The organism is Pollutimonas bauzanensis (genome assembly GCF_900129885.1).
Classification (GTDB): Bacteria; Pseudomonadota; Gammaproteobacteria; order Burkholderiales; family Burkholderiaceae_B; genus Pollutimonas; species Pollutimonas bauzanensis.
Map to the genome: position 1 here is coordinate 23,525 of NZ_FQXE01000008.1, position 16,887 is coordinate 40,411.

General features: G+C 63.0%; 17 protein-coding genes. 10 read left to right on the plus strand and 7 right to left on the minus strand.

From position 1 onward, the window contains the following. Window positions 1-52: 52 nt before the first annotated feature. Window positions 53-1,885 carry a glutamine--fructose-6-phosphate transaminase (isomerizing) gene (gene glmS, locus BUB23_RS15170; protein ID WP_073104228.1) on the minus strand — a complete coding sequence of 611 codons (1,833 nt, stop codon included), beginning with the start codon at window positions 1,883-1,885 and terminating at the stop codon, window positions 53-55. A gap of 147 nt (window positions 1,886-2,032) precedes the next feature. Between glmS and BUB23_RS15175 the strand changes: the two genes are divergently transcribed. Then, window positions 2,033-2,527 carry an Lrp/AsnC family transcriptional regulator gene (locus BUB23_RS15175; protein WP_073104229.1) on the plus strand — a complete coding sequence of 165 codons (495 nt, stop codon included), beginning with the start codon at window positions 2,033-2,035 and terminating at the stop codon, window positions 2,525-2,527. 23 nt (window positions 2,528-2,550) lie between these two features. Here the strand turns inward: BUB23_RS15175 and BUB23_RS15180 are convergent, their stop codons facing one another. The 5 genes from BUB23_RS15180 to BUB23_RS15200 all read right to left on the minus strand — a co-directional run bounded on the left by BUB23_RS15180 (window position 2,551) and on the right by BUB23_RS15200 (window position 8,168). After that, complete coding sequence (locus tag BUB23_RS15180; RefSeq protein ID WP_073104231.1) at window positions 2,551-3,630, minus strand: glycosyltransferase family 4 protein; 1,080 nt, start codon at window positions 3,628-3,630, stop codon at window positions 2,551-2,553. 7 nt (window positions 3,631-3,637) lie between these two features. Further along, window positions 3,638-5,029: an MFS transporter gene (locus BUB23_RS15185; RefSeq protein WP_084136050.1), complete on the minus strand. Its 1,392-nt coding sequence runs from the start codon at window positions 5,027-5,029 to the stop codon at window positions 3,638-3,640. 2 nt (window positions 5,030-5,031) lie between these two features. Beyond that, the gene (glmU, locus tag BUB23_RS15190) at window positions 5,032-6,405 is read right to left on the minus strand and encodes a bifunctional UDP-N-acetylglucosamine diphosphorylase/glucosamine-1-phosphate N-acetyltransferase GlmU (RefSeq protein WP_073104232.1); all 1,374 of its coding nucleotides are present in this window, start codon (window positions 6,403-6,405) and stop codon (window positions 5,032-5,034) included. 28 nt (window positions 6,406-6,433) lie between these two features. After that, window positions 6,434-7,204 (minus strand): PhaM family polyhydroxyalkanoate granule multifunctional regulatory protein, encoded by a 771-nt coding sequence (locus BUB23_RS15195; RefSeq protein WP_073104234.1) that lies wholly within the window; start codon window positions 7,202-7,204, stop codon window positions 6,434-6,436. A gap of 130 nt (window positions 7,205-7,334) precedes the next feature. Beyond that, the gene (locus BUB23_RS15200; protein WP_073104236.1) at window positions 7,335-8,168 is read right to left on the minus strand and encodes an NUDIX hydrolase; all 834 of its coding nucleotides are present in this window, start codon (window positions 8,166-8,168) and stop codon (window positions 7,335-7,337) included. Window positions 8,169-8,428: 260 nt separating this feature from the next. Here BUB23_RS15200 and coxB point away from each other — a divergent pair, with 260 nt between their 5' ends. The 4 genes from coxB (at window position 8,429) to BUB23_RS15220 (ending at window position 12,538) form a co-directional block, all read left to right on the plus strand. Then, window positions 8,429-9,589, plus strand: coding sequence for a cytochrome c oxidase subunit II (gene coxB, locus BUB23_RS15205; protein ID WP_073104240.1), 1,161 nt, complete (start codon window positions 8,429-8,431; stop codon window positions 9,587-9,589). A gap of 87 nt (window positions 9,590-9,676) precedes the next feature. After that, window positions 9,677-11,275 (plus strand): cytochrome c oxidase subunit I, encoded by a 1,599-nt coding sequence (gene ctaD / locus BUB23_RS15210; RefSeq protein ID WP_073104242.1) that lies wholly within the window; start codon window positions 9,677-9,679, stop codon window positions 11,273-11,275. A gap of 126 nt (window positions 11,276-11,401) precedes the next feature. Then, window positions 11,402-11,626, plus strand: a complete 225-nt coding sequence (locus BUB23_RS15215; protein WP_073104246.1) for a DUF2970 domain-containing protein — start codon at window positions 11,402-11,404, stop codon at window positions 11,624-11,626. A gap of 36 nt (window positions 11,627-11,662) precedes the next feature. Next, complete coding sequence (locus BUB23_RS15220; protein WP_073104249.1) at window positions 11,663-12,538, plus strand: cytochrome c oxidase subunit 3; 876 nt, start codon at window positions 11,663-11,665, stop codon at window positions 12,536-12,538. An 85-nt stretch (window positions 12,539-12,623) separates the two neighbouring features. Here BUB23_RS15220 and BUB23_RS15225 read toward each other — a convergent pair whose 3' ends face one another. After that, on the minus strand, window positions 12,624-12,830 hold the full coding sequence (locus tag BUB23_RS15225; RefSeq protein WP_073104250.1) for a twin transmembrane helix small protein: 207 nt from the start codon (window positions 12,828-12,830) through the stop codon (window positions 12,624-12,626). 35 nt (window positions 12,831-12,865) lie between these two features. On the opposite strand from BUB23_RS15225, the gene BUB23_RS15230 reads away from it, so the two are divergent. Genes BUB23_RS15230 through BUB23_RS15250 form a run of 5 tightly spaced genes read left to right on the plus strand, consistent with a single transcriptional unit; the run spans window position 12,866 to window position 16,853 of the window. Further along, window positions 12,866-13,669 (plus strand): SURF1 family protein, encoded by an 804-nt coding sequence (locus BUB23_RS15230; RefSeq protein ID WP_073104252.1) that lies wholly within the window; start codon window positions 12,866-12,868, stop codon window positions 13,667-13,669. 6 nt (window positions 13,670-13,675) lie between these two features. Continuing rightward, window positions 13,676-14,323 carry an SCO family protein gene (locus tag BUB23_RS15235; RefSeq protein ID WP_425439552.1) on the plus strand — a complete coding sequence of 216 codons (648 nt, stop codon included), beginning with the start codon at window positions 13,676-13,678 and terminating at the stop codon, window positions 14,321-14,323. A gap of 9 nt (window positions 14,324-14,332) precedes the next feature. Beyond that, entirely contained in the window at window positions 14,333-15,343 is a 1,011-nt protein-coding gene (locus BUB23_RS15240) for a COX15/CtaA family protein (RefSeq protein ID WP_073104529.1), read from the plus strand. Then, window positions 15,340-16,230 (plus strand): heme o synthase, encoded by an 891-nt coding sequence (gene cyoE, locus BUB23_RS15245; RefSeq protein ID WP_073104255.1) that lies wholly within the window; start codon window positions 15,340-15,342, stop codon window positions 16,228-16,230. The genes BUB23_RS15240 and cyoE overlap by 4 nt, the downstream gene beginning before the upstream one ends. 20 nt (window positions 16,231-16,250) lie before the next feature. Continuing rightward, window positions 16,251-16,853: an SCO family protein gene (locus tag BUB23_RS15250; protein WP_073104259.1), complete on the plus strand. Its 603-nt coding sequence runs from the start codon at window positions 16,251-16,253 to the stop codon at window positions 16,851-16,853. The last annotated feature ends 34 nt before the right edge of the window (window positions 16,854-16,887 follow it).

Sequence of the window (16,887 nt, forward strand, 5' to 3'; positions counted from 1 at the left end):
ATTATCCCTAATATTAGGCAATCAAAGGGATCGAAATCGGATATCCCCGCCCCTATTCCACCGTCACACTCTTGGCCAGATTCCGCGGCTTGTCCACGTCCGTTCCCCTGGCGCAAGCGGTGTGATACGCCAGCAACTGCAGCGGTATGGTGTGCAGAATGGGCGACAGCTTTCCGTAATGTTCGGGCATGCGAATCACATGGATGCCTTCGCTGCTGCCGATTTTGGTATCGGCGTCGGCGAACACGTATAGCTCGCCGCCGCGCGCATGGACTTCCTGCATATTGGACTTGAGCTTTTCCAGCAGTTCGTCGCGCGGCGCGATGGTCACCACGGGCATGGCTTCCGTCACCAGGGCCAGCGGGCCGTGCTTGAGTTCGCCGGCGGGATAGGCCTCGGCATGGATGTAGCTGATTTCCTTGAGCTTCAAAGCGCCTTCCAGGGCGATCGGATAATGCATGCCGCGCCCCAGGAAAAGGGCGTTTTCCTTGCTCGCAAAGCGGTCCGCCCACGCCATGATCTGCGGCTCCAGGGCCAGCACCGCGCCGATGGCGACCGGCAGGTGGCGCAAGGCTTTCAGCGATTCCGCTTCTTTTTCCTCGCTGAGCTGTTTTTTGGTCTGGGCCAGGGCCAGCGTCAGCAGGAACAAGGCGGTCAGCTGAGTGGTAAAGGCCTTGGTCGACGCCACGCCGATCTCCACCCCGGCGCGGGTGATGTAGGCCAGTTTGCATTCGCGCACCATGGCGCTGGTGGCCACGTTGCAGATGGTGAGGGTGTGCTCCATGCCCAGGCCGCGCGCATGCTTGAGGGCCGCCAGGGTGTCGGCGGTTTCGCCCGACTGCGAAATGGTCACGACCAGGCTGCGCGGATTCGGCACGCTGTCGCGGTAGCGGTATTCGCTGGCGATTTCCACGTTCACCGGTATCTTGGCGATGGATTCTATCCAGTAGCGGGCGGTCAAGCCGGCGTAATAGCTGGTGCCGCAAGCCAGGATCAATACATTGTCGATGTCCTTGAACACCTTGTATGCCTGGTCGCCGAACAGTTCGGGGGTGATGCTTTCGATGTCCTGCAGGGTGTCGGCCACGGCGCGCGGCTGTTCGAAGATTTCCTTCTGCATGTAATGGCGGTAGGGCCCCAGCTCGGCGGCGCCGGTATGCACTTGGACGGTGTGGACTTCGCGGTCCACGGCGCGGCCATCGTGGTCGGTGATCCACACGCGGGCCAATTGCAGGTCGACCACATCGCCGTCTTCAAGATAAATGATCTGATCGGTGGTGCCGGCCAGCGCCAGGGCGTCCGATGCGAGGAAGTTTTCATTGACGCCGCGGCCTACGACTAGCGGCGAACCCTGGCGCGCGCCCACGACGCGATGCGGCTCGTCGCGGCAGAACACCGCGATGGCGTAGGCGCCGGCCAGGCGCCGCGTGGCCTGCTGCACCGCCTCAAGCAAGTCGCCTGCGTACAAATGGTCGATCAGGTGCGCGATCACTTCGGTATCCGTCTGGCTTTCGAAAACGTAGCCCGCCGCCTGGAGTTCGCTGCGCAGTTCATCGTGGTTTTCGATAATGCCGTTATGCACCAGCGCGATGCGCGCCGCGCCTTTGCCCTGGCCGGAAAAATGCGGATGGGCATTGTGCGTCGCAGGCGCGCCATGGGTCGCCCAGCGGGTGTGGGCTATGCCCGTGAAACCGGCCACGCTTTCTTTGGCGACTTGCGCCACGAGCTCCGCCACCCGGTCGGTGCTGCGCGCGCGGCGCAGCTCGCCATCGGCGTACACCGCTACGCCGCAGGAATCATAACCGCGATATTCCAGGCGCTTGAGCCCTTCAAGAAGGATAGGGGTGATGTCGCGTTGCGCCACGGCGCCAACAATTCCGCACATAGATAAACTCCAGCCGATGTAAAAGATAGGTCATTGTGCGCAACTTACCGGGAAATTAGATTTCTTATTTGAAAGGAATATGATATTTTATTTCTTCGAACACGTTACATGCAATTTAATTTCATAAACTATCTATTAGAAATATAAATGGTCACCATCAAGCCTGTCGTCACCCTAGATGAACTGGATTTGCGCATACTGGAGCAAATCCAGGTGGACAGCTCGCTGACCAATCAGGACCTGGCCGGCCGGGTGCACGCATCGGCGCCCACCTGCCTGCGCCGGGTCCGACGGCTGGTCGACGAAGGCGTCATAGAAAAACAGGTCGCCATCCTGAACGCGGAGAAGGTCGGCGGCGGCCTGACCGCCGTGATCGAGATCACCCTGGACGTGCAAACGGCTGAATACCTGGATGCCTTCGAAGCAAGCGTGGCGCACGAACCGGCCATCCTGCAGTGCTACCGCGTATCGCCCGGCCCCGATTTCATCGTGATTGCCCAAGTGCCCGACATGCCTGCCTACCACGCCATGGCGCACCGGGTGTTTACCTCGCAGGCCAATGTGCGCAATGTGCGCAGTTTTTTTTCTATACACCGCAGCAAGTTCGAAACACGCATCGCGCTTCCTGGCGGCCGGCCCTGAACGCCTGGATTGCGCGCCTTGCGCTAACCTGGCCTGCCCTGCCGGCCGGCCCTTTCCAGCAAGCGCTGGTACTCCGCCAGATAGCGCCCCGCCATGGCTTTCGCGTCATGCTCCTGCAGCACATATTCCCTGGCGCGTTCCACCATGCCCGCCCGCAGGCCTCGATCGCTCAGCACTTTGTCCATGCCCAGCGCGAGCGCCTGGTGGTCGCCCACCTCGCACAATATGCCGCGCCCATCCGCCAGGCTTTCCCGCAAGCCGCCCGCATTGGTGGCCACCACCGGCACGGAATACAGGAAGGCGTCCAGCACGCTCGTGCCCAGGGCCTCCTGCCGGGAACTGAGCACGAAAACGTCCATGAGACGGTACAGGTCTTCGATGCCCGCCTGAAAACCCGTGAATAAATAATGGCTCTCCAGGCCCAGCTCGCGCACCAGCTCGCGGGCCTGCGCCTCGGCCGCGCCGCCCGCCCCCAGGTGCAGGAAGACAAAATCGCGCCGCAGATCGAGCAGATCGCGCACCGCGCGTATCAAGGTGCAGGGGTCTTTTTCCGCGGTAAGCGCAGCGGCCGTGGCCAGCACGCGCTTGCCCGCCAGGTCGAACTGGCGCGCAAAGGCGTCGAGGCGGCCCTGGTCCAGCGGCCTGGCTTCGATCGCGCTGGGAATCACGCTGACGTCCAGCCCAAGGCGGCGCGGCTCGGCCGCCGCCGCCTGGCTGATGGCGACCAGCGCGTCGGCCCTGCCCCACTTCCAGGCGGTTTGCCGCTCGCGCCGCCGCACCGGAAAAGCGGTGCGGCGCGTAAAGACCACGCGGCGCCCCAGCAGCGGCTTGAGCAGCGCCAGCCAGGTCATCATATTGGCGGTCTGCGCATGCAGAATATCGAACTCGCGGCCCCGGCGCATCAGGAAGCCGCACAATGAAGCAACGCTGGCGTGCTCATGCACGACAAATCCTTCGGCGCCCGCCCTGCGCGCCAGGTCGCCGCCGCGGCGGGCCAGCAAAGACACTTGCTGCCCCGCGTCGCGGAACTGGCGCATGCACAGCAGGGTTTGCCGTTCGCCGCCGCGCCAGCCCCGCTCGAAGTTCAATTGCAGGATGCGCATGGCGTGATCAGAGCTCCAGGTCGACGGCCGGGTTCAGATGGCGCACAACATTGATCGCCACCGCCACCAGCGCGCAGGCGATGGCCGCCGTCACCCCCAGCAAGGCGCCGCGCGTCTCGCTGATGTTGAACGCGATCGCCACCAGCGCCGTTCCGAAGCTCTGCCCGAAGACGCGGGTCGTGGCCTGCATGCCGCCGGCCGCGCCGCTGCGGTGCCTGGGCGCGCCGGCCAGCAAAGCCCGGTTGTTCGGCGTCTGGAAGAAGCCGAAGCCCACGCCGCCCATGAGCATGGCCGCCATCAGCCAGCCAAAGCCCGTGTCGACAGGCAGCATGATCAGCCAGAACATGCCTGATGCGATCGCCGCCGCGCCGATGCCGCACAGCACGGCAATCGAAAACCGGCTGGACAAATAGCCCGCGACCGGCGCCATGACCGCCACGCCCACCGACCAGGCGCCCAGCAGAAAGCCCACTTCGCCGTAGGAAAAATGCAGCACTTGCCTGAAATAGAAAGGCAGGGACACGAACGCCGCCATCTGCGCCGCGAAGGAGAACGCCGAGGCGCCCACCGCAAAAGCGATAGGCGTAATGCGCAGCAAATCGATAGGCACGATAGGCGCCACCTGGCCGCGCGAACGGCGCACCAGCACCCAGCCGGCCAGGCCGGCCAGGATCAGGCACAAGGCGGCGCGCGTCGGGTCCTTGACGATGGCGTCCAGCCCTATTATCGACAGTCCGAACACCGGGACGCTGAGCGCGCAGGCGACCCAGTCGAAACGGCCGTGGCTGCGCGGCACCTCCGGCAGGAAGCGCACGCAGAAGTAGGCGCCGATGCAGATCGGGATATTCACCAGGAATATCCATTGCCATGACGCCAGTTGCAGGATGAAGGCGCCTATCGTCGGGCCCAGCACCGCCATCAGCCCGACGGTCATGGCATTCAGGCTTATCCCCATGCCCAGCTTGTTGAGCGGATAAGTATTGCGCACCAGCCCGCCGAACAGGCACATCAGCATGGAGGAACCCAGCCCTTGCGCCATGCGGGACATGGTCAGCGTGGCCAGCGAAACGGACAATGCCGATGCCAGCGACGCGAGCATGAACAGCGTCACGCCCATGGCGAACATGCGGCGAAAGCCTATGCGCTCGGCCACCGCCGACAAGGGCAGCAACGACACCACTACCGTAAGGTTGTAGGCGATGACCACCCAGACCACGGCCGCGGGATCGATAGCCAGCTGCTTGGCAATGGCGGGCAAGGCCACATTGGCCATGCTGGAATCCAGCACCGTGGTGGTGATCGCCAGCAGGAGGCCAAATGCCGCCCAATAGCGCTGGGGCGTATCCAGGCCGTCCGGCAAGCCCGCCGGCTTGTGAGGGGCTGCGGTAGTTTCCACCACGACTAGGACTTCTTGATGGGCCGTACCCAACCCTCGATGGTTTTTTGCGGCGCCCGGGAAATGGTCAACTGGCCGGCGGGCGCGTCCCGGGTCAAGGTGGTGCCCGCCCCCAGCGTGGCGCCCCGGCCCACCGTTACGGGCGCGACCAGCTGGCTATCGGAACCGATGAAGGCATCGTCTTCGATGATGGTCTGGAACTTGTTCACGCCGTCGTAGTTGCAGGTAATGGTGCCGGCGCCGATATTGACGCGCTCGCCCACCTGGGCGTCGCCGATGTAGGAGAGATGATTGGCTTTGGAACCCCGGCCCAGCCGGCTTTTTTTGATTTCGACGAAATTGCCCACATGGGCTTGCGGGCCGATATCGGCGCCGGGCCGCAGACGCGCATAGGGGCCTATGCGCGCCTCGTCGGCGACCATCGCTTCCTGTATGTGGCTGAAGGCATCGATATGCGTGCCCGGTCCTATGGCCGCGTCCTTGATGACGCAATGCGGGCCGATGCGCACGCCGTCGGCCAGTTCGACCCGGCCTTCGAAGACGCAGCCCACGTCGATGAATACATCGCGCCCGCAAGCCAGCGAACCGCGCAAATCGAAGCGGGCCGGATCGGCGAGCGTCACGCCCTGCTCCAGCAGGCGGCGCGCCTGTTCGCCCTGCCAGCTGCGTTCCAGCTGGGCCTGCTGGATGCGGCTGTTCACGCCCAGCGTTTCCCAGGACGCCGAAGGCTGCGCGGCATGGACCGGCAAACCGTCCTGCACAGACAGGCCGACCACATCGGTAAGGTAGTACTCGCCCTGGGCGTTGGTGTTGTCGATGCGCGCAAGCCAGTCTATGAGCTTGCCGGTCGGCGCCACCAGAATGCCGGTATTGACTTCATTGATGGCGTGTTCGGCCGCGGATGCGTCCTTGTGTTCAACGATGCGAAGCACTTCGCCTTTGCCGTTGCGCACGATGCGGCCATAGCCGGCGGGGTCGGCCAGCGTTTCGGTAAGCACCGCCATGCCGCGCCCGCGGGCGTCCAGCAAGCGTTGCAGGGTTTCGGCCTGCACCAGGGGCACATCGCCGTACAGCACCAAGGTGGCGTCCTGCTCGGGCTCGCCCTGTAGCAGCAGGGGCGCCGCCTGCTGCACCGCATGGCCGGTGCCTTGCTGCGGAACCTGCGAGGCGAATTGCAGGTCGGGCTGGTCGGCAAAGGCCGTCCTGACGCGGTCGGCGCCATGCCCGACCACCACGACGATGCGGTCGGGGCTCAGCCGGCGGGCGTTATCGAGCACATGCGCCAGCATGGGTTTGCCCGCCAGAGGATGCAATACCTTGGGCAAATCGGACTGCATGCGTTTGCCAAGTCCGGCGGCCAGAATAACTATGTTCAGCATGGAATAACTTGATAAGGTGAATGAGGGGTCATGGCTTGCGGGGAGCCGCGGGCCGCTTGCGCGGCGCGGCTTTCTTGGCGGCCTTGGCCGGTCCGGCGGATTGCGGGGCGCTTGCGCGCGCCGCCTTGGCGGGGGCTTTGCCCAGCGTGGAATCCGCCGAGGCGCCGCTGGCGGCTTGTTGCGCGGCGGCCTTGGCGGCTTCGGCGCCCTGCAGGGTGGCCGCCGTCGCAACCGCCAGGCTGTCGAACTGCTTTTGCACCATGTCCCACCAGCCCTGCGCGGCGGCGGCCGCGTTGGCCGCGTAGGCCTCGTTGGCCGCCGCGGTATTGCCGGCAATGTCTTGCGCGCCCGAGGCGCCGTCCGGCGCTTCCTTGGCGCCGGCGGCGGGCGACGCGCCATGGCCAGGGCCACCCGGCGCCGCGGCCGGCTTCATGCCCAGCGCCACTTCAAGGGGCGAAGGACCGCCAGGCGCCGCGCCCGCCGGCGCGGCCGATGCCATGAAGGATTTGAGCGTGGCGATCGTCGAGCGCTGGACTTCCAGGCCTTGTATGGTGCTGGAGAGCATGGACAGATTCATGCGCAGCCAGTTTTCGACGGCGCGCAGGTCGCCGATGCGGCGCTCCAGGTCTTCGACCGACATCGGCGTCATCATGGATGTCTGGGTAGCCCCGCCCGATGTGGCCAGCCCTTGCCAGGCCTGGCGCATCATTTCCATGCTGGCCAGCAGGGGGTTCTGGGCCATATCGCCGCTTTGGCCGAAGCCCGGCAATACAAATGGATTGTTGTTTTGAGTAACCATGGCGGCTCCTTGAGCACAATCGGATGAGGCCCTGGCTTTGGATAGCAATGTATACCAGGCAGGGTTGGCGTTAGCTTAAACTGAAGCCGGGCCGCCGTCTAATACAGGCTGTAGCCCGCGTGTCCTTGTGCTACAGGATGAGCCCTTCGCTTATGCGTTTCCGCAGCCCGTCCAGGATGACCAGTTCGGCTTCGCGGGTGAAGTCGCCCGCTTCCACCATGGACCAGAGCTCGTCCAGGGACACCAGCCGGATCTCGCTGACTTCGCCGTCCAGGTTGCGCGGCTTTACCGATTCGGCCAATACGCAGTCGCTGACCAGCACATCCTCGACCTGGTAGCCTTCGGGCAAGCGCCTATGCATGCGCAGGATGATGCGCAAGGGCGAGCGGCCCTCTATGTCGCTGGCGACCAGGCCGGCTTCCTCGTTGCTTTCGCGCAACAAGGAAACGTCCAGGCTCTCGCCGGCCCCCGCCAGGCCTCCCACCAGGGTGTCCCACAGGCCCGGATCGGTGGACTTGCTGAGCGCCCGCCGCGCGATCCACAGCTTGCCGTCGGGCGACCAGGCGTTCAGATGCACAGCCTTGGTCAGCAGGCCCAAGGGACGCACGGCGGCGCGCTCGATGACGGCCAGGCGGCGGCCTTCGCCGATTACGTCCAGCAATTCGTCGCGCCAGCCGCGCAGGCAGCCGGTGTCTTTCAGGGATAGCGCCAACTGCGCCAGGACGGCGTTCAGGGGCATGCGCTGGCGGGGCGATGCCGTGATGTGCACCGCTTCGTCTTCCACGTGTATGCCGGGCAGGCCGTCGAGGTGGCCGGTGGCTTTGGCGGTGATCCAGCCCGCGACCTTGCCGGCCACCGTCAACGGGCGCGAACCGCTGGGAGGCAGTTGCTGGATTCGTTTGGCCAGTTGTTGGTAACGGGTGCCTAGGGCAGGCGTCATGGCTCGGGCGTGTGCATCTTTCATGCAATAATTGTAGTGGAAGCTTGGCCTGCCCCGCATGATTTCTGGCTATCGCGAGCCTATGGACCATACCGAATCAGCCCACTGCAAGCTCTAGTTCGCTATAATCCTGCGGTCTATAGGTGATTCGAGCAGGTATTGCCCCAGCATTTATCATTTTAAACCTGCCATTCAATAATTATGTGTGCGTCCAGTGTTTTCATGATCGTCTCGTTTGATCAAAGTCAACACTTGGCTGGAACACGTCGTATTTCGAGGTCAGCATGAAGAAGTTGAGAGGGTTACTGGGCACTGGCGCATTGCTAATGGCAGGCGCAGCCGGTGCACAGGTCGAGGACATGCCGGGAGGCCCGCGGGTCAATCAGCTCAACCTCCACGAGGGGGTGACACAGATCGCACACGAGATCATGTGGATACACTGGATGATGCTGATCATCTGTGCCGTGATTTTCGTCGGTGTGTTCGGAGTGATGTTCTACTCCATCATCATGCACCGCAAATCGCGCGGCGCCGTGGCCGCGAAATTCCATGAGCATGTGGGCATCGAAGTCGCCTGGACCATCATCCCCTTCATCATCGTCATCGCCATGGCTCTGCCGGCCACCCGCACCGTGGTGGCCATGAAAGACACCAGCAGCTCCGACCTTACTGTCAAGGTAACCGGCTATCAATGGAAATGGGGCTACGAATACATCGACGGCCCGGCCCAGGGGGTCAAGTTCCTGGCAAATCTGGCTACGCCCCGGGCCCAGATCGACGGCACGGAGCCCCGCGGCAATCTCTACCTGATGGAAGTCGACAAGGCCCTGGTCGTCCCCGTCAACAAGAAAGTGCGCATAGTCCTGACCTCCAACGACGTCATCCACTCATGGATGATTCCTGAATTCGGCGTCAAGCAGGACGCGATGCCGGGCTTCCTGCGCGATACATGGTTCCGCGCCGAGAAAATCGGCACCTACCGCGGCCAGTGCGCCGAGCTCTGTGGCAAGGACCATGCCTTCATGCCGATCGTGGTGGAAGTGGTCTCCCAGGCCGACTACGACAAGTGGGCCGCCGACCAGAAGAAGGCGCTGGCCGCCGCTGCCGACGACCCCAACAAGAAGTGGACCAAAGAAGAGCTCATCGCCCGCGGCCAACAGGTTTACACTACAACCTGTGTCGCCTGCCACCAGGCAACTGGCAAAGGCCTTCCCGGCACCTTCCCGGCGCTCGATGGCGACGAAAAATTCGTGCTTGCGCCCATGAAGGGCCAAATTCTTACCGTGCTCAATGGCCATCCAGGCACTGCCATGGCGGCCTTCCGCGATCAATTGAACGATGTTGAAATCGCCTCTGTCATTACCTACACCCGCAATTCCTGGGGCAACGCAGGAAAAGGTAAGGATCCGGTCGTTCAACCCGCCGACGTCAAAGCCCTGCGCTAAGCCAACGGTGCGTTTCAAACAAATTTGAATGTTTTTTTACCGGGCGGCCGTCTAGCGGCACCCGGTTGAGTAGGAAGGAGTTCCACCATGAGCAGCGTTACTGCCGATCACGTCCCAGCCAGTCACGGGCACGACGACCACGACCACAGGCCCCACGGCTGGCGGCGCTGGCTGTTTGCCACCAACCACAAAGACATCGGTACGATGTACCTGATCTTTTCGTTCAGCATGCTGCTCGAGGGCGGCGTGCTGGCTTTATTGATACGCACCGAACTGTTTTCGCCCGGCCTGCAGTTTTTCCAGCCTGAATTGTTCAACCAGTTCACCACCATGCACGGCCTGATCATGATTTTCGGCGCCATCATGCCGGCGTTCGTGGGTTTCGCCAACTGGATGATTCCGCTGCAAATCGGCGCATCCGACATGGCTTTTGCCCGCATGAACAACTTCAGCTTCTGGCTGCTGCCTATCGGCGCCATCCTGATGACGGCCTCGTTCTTCGTGCCCGGCGGCGCCAATGCCGCCGGCTGGACCATGTACGCGCCGCTGTCGCTGCAAATGGGCCCCGGCATGGATTTCACCATTTTCGCCGTGCACATCCTGGGCGCGTCGTCCATCATGGGCGCCATCAACATCGTCGTGACCGTGCTGAATATGCGCGCGCCGGGCATGACCTTGATGAAGATGCCGCTGTTCTGCTGGACCTGGCTCATCACCGCCTACCTGCTCATCGCCGTGATGCCGGTGCTGGCCGCCGCCGTGACCATGCTGCTGACCGACCGCCATTTCGGCACCAGCTTCTTCAACGCCGCCGCCGGCGGCGATCCGGTCCTGTATCAGCACGTGTTCTGGTTCTTCGGCCACCCCGAGGTCTACATCATGATCCTGCCGGCTTTCGGCATCGTGTCGGCCGTAGTCCCCGCGTTCGCCCGCAAGCAGCTGTTCGGCTACGCCTCCATGGTTTACGCCACCGCCGCCATCGCCATCCTGTCCTTCCTGGTATGGGCGCACCACATGTTCGCCACCGGCATGCCGGTTACGGGCCAGCTGTACTTCATGTATGCGACCATGCTTATCTCGATCCCCACGGGCGTCAAGGTATTCAACTGGGTTGCCACCATGTGGCGCGGCTCCATGACTTTCGAAACACCCATGCTGTTTGCGATCGGGTTTATCTTCGTGTTCACGATAGGCGGTTTCACCGGCCTGATCCTGGCCGTCGCGCCCATCGATATCGCGGTGCATGACACCTACTATGTGATCGCCCACTTCCATTATGTGATGGTGGCAGGCTCGCTGTTCGGCATGTTCGCCGGCGCCTACTACTGGATGCCGAAATGGACCGGCCGCATGTACAACGAAAAACTGGGCAAGCTGCATTTCTGGTCCAGCATGATTTCGTTCAACATCACGTTCTTCCCCATGCACTTCCTGGGGCTGGCCGGGATGCCGCGCCGCTATGCCGACTACGCCGCCCAGTTCACCGACTTCAACCAGATCGCCACCATAGGCGCCTTCTGGTTCGGCCTGTCGCAGCTGATATTCCTGTTCCTCACCCTGAGATGCTATGCCGGACACGGCGAACCCGCCCCGGCCAAACCTTGGGAAGGCGCCACTGGCCTGGAATGGACCGTGCCTTCGCCAGCACCCTTCCATACCTTTGTCGTCCCCCCAGTCGTCAAGTAAGGCAAGCCCATGACACCCGAACAACGCCGGAAGAACCGCCACACCGCCATCGCGCTGGTCATTATCATCATCGCGATCGTGGCATGGACCTTCTGGCGTGGCGGCACCCTCGGAGGCTAGGCGGCCATGACACAAGACATTCACGAACTCTCACGCCGGAAACTCAATTTCTTCCAGACGCTCAAGGCTGTCGCCTGGGGGTTTTTCGGCGTGCGCAAGGGCAAGGGCTATAGCGAGGACATCTCCAAGCTCAATCCCGTGCACCTGATACTTGCCGGAGTGCTGGCCGCCATCGTCTTCGTTGTGGTGCTGGTCATGGCTGCGCGCGGGCTCATTTCCTACTTGACCTAATATTTTTACTTTAATAATTCGCATCAGGAGAACACCATGAGTGCAAGTCACTTGGCTCAGGGCAACGAGGCACCTTACTATTACGTGCCCGCCGATTCAGTCCACCCGGTACGCGCAAGTTTCTGCTTGCTGCTGACCCTGCTGGGCGCAGCCCTCTGGATTAACAGCTACCACGTGGGTTTCTGGCTGTTCCTCGTGGGTATTCTGGGTCTTTTCGTGGTGCTGTTCGGCTGGTTCGGCGACGCCATCCGCGAGTCGGAAAGCGGCCTGAACAACCAGCGGGTGGATCATTCCTACCGCTGGAGCATGGCCTGGTTCATTTTCTCCGAGGTCATGTTCTTCGCCGCGTTCTTCGGATCGCTGTGGTACACCCGCGAGGTCACCACGCCATGGCTCAGCAACCTCGACCACCAGACGCTGCTGTGGCCCAACTTTTCGGGCACCTGGCCGAACCTGGGGCCAGCGGGCGTTGTGCCGGCATTCAAGACGGTCGGCCCCTTCTGGCTGCCCACCATCAACACGGCCTTGCTGCTGACTTCGGGCCTGACCCTTACCATCGCCCACCACGCCCTGCGCGCCAGCCATCGCGGCAAAGCGATTTTCTGGGTAGCCCTGACGGTCATCCTGGGCTTCAGTTTCGTGGCCTGTCAAGGATACGAATACTTCCACGCCTATCATGAACTGAACCTGCGTTTCGATTCCGGCGCCTACGGTTCGCTGTTCTATATGCTGACAGGCTTTCACGGCTTCCACGTCATCCTGGGCGCCACCTTCCTGACGGTCATCCTGTTCCGCCTGATCAAGGGGCACTTCACCGCCTCGCATCACTTCGGCTTCGAGGGCGCCGCCTGGTACTGGCACTTTGTAGACGTGGTCTGGCTGGGTCTGTACCTGTTCGTATACTGGTTCTAAGCGATAGCGCTGTCCAATGAAAAAGGCTGGCCTCGCCAGCCTTTTTTCTAGAAGACGCCAGGACGGCACCGGGGAAGCGGCGCGCTCAATGGGCGGCGATGCCGGTGCTTTGTATCCAGCCCATATGGTGGGCGAACAGCACGAACAGGAACAGGGCTATCGACAGTCCGATGCGCACTGTCAGCGCATTGACCGTACGGTTGGTTCCGCCTTTGTCGCGCATGAGATAAAACAGGGCAGAGGCTAGACTTCCTACAATACCCAGGAACGCTAGGATTACTACGACACGCATTTTTGGCCTCCGGTGAAACTGGAATTATTGCAGACATGGCACGCCCCCACACAACTTATCGCATTATTGCCGCCCTCGTCCTGCTGGGCGCCCTGGCAGTTGTGTTCGTATCGCTGGGCAACTGGCAGCTGGACCGGGCCGCGCAGCGCGTCGCCATCAAGACCGCCATACAAACCGGGCGCGGCGCCGCCCCCCTGCGTCTGAGTCCGGCGACGCCCGCGCGCGACCTGGTGCCCTGGCGCCCGGCGACCGCGCATGGCGTGTGGCTGCACAAGCTCACTGTACTCCTGGAGAACCGCAACTACCAAGGCCAGCCGGGATATTGGGTGGCCACGCCCCTGCTGATCGACCAGGCCGCCAATACCGCCGTCCTGGTGCTGCGCGGCTGGCTGCCGCGGCCCATGCGGCCCGATGAAGCGATGCCCGGCATCCCCGCCCCGTCGGGCGAGCAGACCGTGGACGGCGAGCTGCTTGAACGCGTGCCGCGCCTTTTTGAGTTATGGTCATGGTCGGGAGGCAGCGCCACACAGTTGCCGGGCAAGCTGCCCGACGCCGCCAGGCCCGTGCCGCAGGTGCAGAATCTGGACTTGGCCGCCTATGGCAAAGCCACCGGTCTGACCTTGTTGCCCGCCGTCCTGGCCCAGGCCCCCGGGGTTGCGGCAGCGTCCGCCGCAGGCGGCACGCCGCTGCGGCAGGAATGGCCCGAGCCTTCGCTGGATGCCGATAAGAATCGCGGCTACGCGCTGCAGTGGTTCGGCTTCGCCGCCATCGCCGCCGTGGCGTGGCTGGTTATTGCATGGCGCGCCTTGCGCCGAAAGATTAAGTCCTCGACCTTGTAAGGAAATATTGTGGTCAGTCCTGCTCCCGTTACGCCCCGACAACCTTCCCGATCGCGATCGAGGGCGCCATTATTCCTGATCCTCGCGATTTGCCTGGCCCCGCTGGTCTTCGCCCTGCTCGCCTACTACGTGCCGGCGCTCGGACTGCGCCCGCAGGAAGCCAGCAACTATGGCACGCTGATCAACCCGCAGCGGCCCATGCCCGACGCCGCCGCATTGCCGCTGGCCACGCTGGACGGCAAGCCATTCGACCTGAACAGCCTGCAGGGCAAGTGGCTGCTGGTCAGCGCGGACGAAGGCGCATGTCCCGAGGCCTGCGTGAAGAAGCTGTTTGTCCTGCGCAATTCGCACGCCAGCCAGGGCAAGAATGTGGAGCGCCTGGCGCGGGTGTGGTTCGTGACCGACGACGCGCCGGTTCCCGGGCAGATACTCGAGGCCTACGTTGGCACCAATATGCTGCGCGCCGACCCGGAAAAGCTGGCCGCCTACCTGGCGCCCAACGCCAGCCCCGCCCAGCGCGAGGCGGCCCTCAAGGCGCCCATGTGGATTATCGATCCTCTGGGCAACCTGATGCTGGAATTCCCCGCTGATGCCGACCCCATTTCCGTACGCAACGACATCAGCAAATTGATACGCAACTCGCGAATTGGCTAGGCAAGCATGCTGGAACGCATCACTTCACGTTATAGAAAACTGGTATTCGCCACCTGGTTCCTGACACTGGACCTGATCATGTTCGGCGCCTTTGTGCGCCTGACCGATTCGGGCCTGGGCTGCCCCGACTGGCCGGGCTGCTACGGGAAGATAAGCCCCATCGGCGCCAGCGGCCATATCGAACAGGCCGTGCAGGCCATGCCCTACGGCGCCGTCAGCTTTTCCAAGGCATGGATCGAAATGATCCACCGCTACGCCGGCTCGATACTGGGCATGATGATCATCGGCATAGCCTACATGGCCTGGCGCCATCGCCGCCAGTTGGGCAATACCCCGCGCCTGGCCGTCGCGACGCTGCTGGCGGTATGCATACAAGGCGCCTTCGGCGCATGGACCGTCACCCACCAGCTCATGCCCATCGTGGTGACCGGCCACTTGCTGGGCGGCATGATATTGCTGGCGCTGATGACCTGGCTGGCCGCGCGCGAAAAGACCCATGCGCCGCTAAGTCCGCAAGCGCGGCGCTGGCGCCCCTGGATGGCCGCCGGGCTGGCCCTGCTGTTCATCCAGATTGCCCTGGGCGGATGGGTCAGCACCAACTATGCCGCCCTGGCCTGCATGGACTTTCCCATGTGCCATGGCGAGTGGGTGCCGCCCATGGATTTCGAAGGGGGGTACTCCCTGGTGCGCGGGCTCGGGCTGCTGCCTTCGGGCGCCATGATCTCCCAATACGCGCTGACCGCCATACATTGGGTGCACCGCAATTTCGCTTTCGTGGTGTTCGCTTACCTGGGCGTGCTCGCCTGGAAAATGCTGCCCGAGCCGGGCCTGCGCGGGCCCGCCAGGCTGATGCTGGCCTTGCTGCTGGCCCAACTGGTCACCGGCCTGACCACCATCTTCTTCCAGTGGCCGCTATTGATTGCCGTGCTGCATAACGGCGGCGCCGCCGGCCTGGTGCTGGCCAATGTCACTCTTCTGGTGCGCTTGTCGCGCGACTATAGGGCTAAAATACCGGTATGACTACCATCTCCGCCCCGACACCCGCTATTTTCCGGCAGTATCTGGTTTTGACCAAACCGCGGGTCACGCAGCTTGCGGTGTTTTGCGCCGTCATTGGCATGTTTCTGGCCAGCCCCGGCCTGCCTGACCTGGGCAAGGTGGTGGCCGGCACGGTGGGCATCTGGCTGCTGGCGGCCGCAGCCTTCGCCGTGAACTGCCTGATCGAACAGGAAATCGACGCCCGCATGCTGCGCACCGCCAGGCGCGGCACGGCCCGCGGCACCATCAGCAACCTGCAGGTCATCACACTTTCCGGCGTCCTGGGCGGCCTGGGCATGCTGGTGCTGTACACCCTGGTCAACCCGCTGACCATGTGGCTGACCTTCGCCACCTTTGTCGGCTACGCCGTCATCTATACCATTATCCTCAAGCCGCTCACCCCGCAGAATATCGTCATAGGCGGGCTGTCGGGCGCCATGCCGCCCGCCCTGGGCTGGGCCGCGATCGCCAATTCCGTTCCCGCCGAAGCGTGGGTGCTGGTGCTGATCATCTTCATCTGGACGCCGCCGCATTTCTGGGCCCTGGCCCTGTACCGCAACAACGACTATGCCAAGTCGGGCCTGCCCATGCTGCCTGTCACCCACGGCAAGCAGTTCACTCGCCTGCATATTCTGCTGTACAGCTTCGTATTGTTCGCCGCCACCCTGCTGCCGTTCATCGTGCGCATGAGCGGCGTGGTCTACCTGGTGGCCGCCATCATCCTCAGCGGCATGTTCATATCGTATGCCTGGCGCCTGTACAAAGCCTATTCCGACGAGCTGTCGCGCAAGCTGTTCCGTTTTTCCATCCTGTACCTGGCTCTGCTTTTCGCAGCGCTGCTTGTTGACCACTGGGTCGCGCTAATCTGATACACAATCGTGGGTTCATCATGTCCGGTTTTTCTAGCAAGCGCCGTATCCTCCTGACCGCCTCGGCCGCGGTTGCGCTGTCCCCCTTCCTGGCGGGCTGCAACAAGAAAGAACTCGCCTTCCAGGGTTCCGACATCAGCGGCACGCAGCTGGGCCGCGACCTGGACATGCAGGACGGCGACGGCAAGCCGCGCAAGCTGGCCGATTACAAGGGCAAGGTGGCGGTGGTGTTTTTCGGCTATACGCAATGCCCCGACGTCTGCCCCACCGCCATGGCGGAACTGTCGCAAACCATGGAACTGCTGGGCGCCGACGCCGCCAAGGTGCAGGTCATCATGATCAGCGTCGACCCGGCCCGCGACACGCCGGAGATCCTGTCCGCCTATGTCAAGGCGTTCAATCCCGCTTTCGTCGGCCTCACCGGCACGCCGGAACAGCTCAGCAAGACCGCCAAGTCGTTCAAGGCCTATTATGCCAAGTCGTCGGGCGGCACCGCCGACCAGTACGGCATGGATCACGCCTCATCGTTCTACATCCTGGACCAGGAAGGCGAGGCGCGCGTGCTGGTCAGCGGCAACGCCACGGCCCAGGACATCGCCGCCGATATCAAGCAATTGCTGTAGCGGCGGCCGGCGCCAGGCCGCGCGGCCTGGGGCG

Excerpts from the sequence above, each read along its gene's own strand:
- glmS (WP_073104228.1), bottom strand. The coding sequence starts at position 1,885 with ATGTGCGGAATTGTTGGCGCCGTGGCGCAACGCGACATCACCCCTATC.
- BUB23_RS15175 (WP_073104229.1), top strand. The coding sequence starts at position 2,033 with ATGGTCACCATCAAGCCTGTCGTCACCCTAGATGAACTGGATTTGCGC.
- BUB23_RS15180 (WP_073104231.1), bottom strand. The coding sequence starts at position 3,630 with ATGCGCATCCTGCAATTGAACTTCGAGCGGGGCTGGCGCGGCGGCGAA.
- glmU (WP_073104232.1), bottom strand. The coding sequence starts at position 6,405 with ATGCTGAACATAGTTATTCTGGCCGCCGGACTTGGCAAACGCATGCAG.
- BUB23_RS15195 (WP_073104234.1), bottom strand. The coding sequence starts at position 7,204 with ATGGTTACTCAAAACAACAATCCATTTGTATTGCCGGGCTTCGGCCAA.
- BUB23_RS15200 (WP_073104236.1), bottom strand. The coding sequence starts at position 8,168 with ATGAAAGATGCACACGCCCGAGCCATGACGCCTGCCCTAGGCACCCGT.
- coxB (WP_073104240.1), top strand. The coding sequence starts at position 8,429 with ATGAAGAAGTTGAGAGGGTTACTGGGCACTGGCGCATTGCTAATGGCA.
- ctaD (WP_073104242.1), top strand. The coding sequence starts at position 9,677 with ATGAGCAGCGTTACTGCCGATCACGTCCCAGCCAGTCACGGGCACGAC.
- BUB23_RS15215 (WP_073104246.1), top strand. The coding sequence starts at position 11,402 with ATGACACAAGACATTCACGAACTCTCACGCCGGAAACTCAATTTCTTC.
- BUB23_RS15220 (WP_073104249.1), top strand. The coding sequence starts at position 11,663 with ATGAGTGCAAGTCACTTGGCTCAGGGCAACGAGGCACCTTACTATTAC.
- BUB23_RS15225 (WP_073104250.1), bottom strand. The coding sequence starts at position 12,830 with ATGCGTGTCGTAGTAATCCTAGCGTTCCTGGGTATTGTAGGAAGTCTA.
- BUB23_RS15230 (WP_073104252.1), top strand. The coding sequence starts at position 12,866 with ATGGCACGCCCCCACACAACTTATCGCATTATTGCCGCCCTCGTCCTG.
- cyoE (WP_073104255.1), top strand. The coding sequence starts at position 15,340 with ATGACTACCATCTCCGCCCCGACACCCGCTATTTTCCGGCAGTATCTG.
- BUB23_RS15250 (WP_073104259.1), top strand. The coding sequence starts at position 16,251 with ATGTCCGGTTTTTCTAGCAAGCGCCGTATCCTCCTGACCGCCTCGGCC.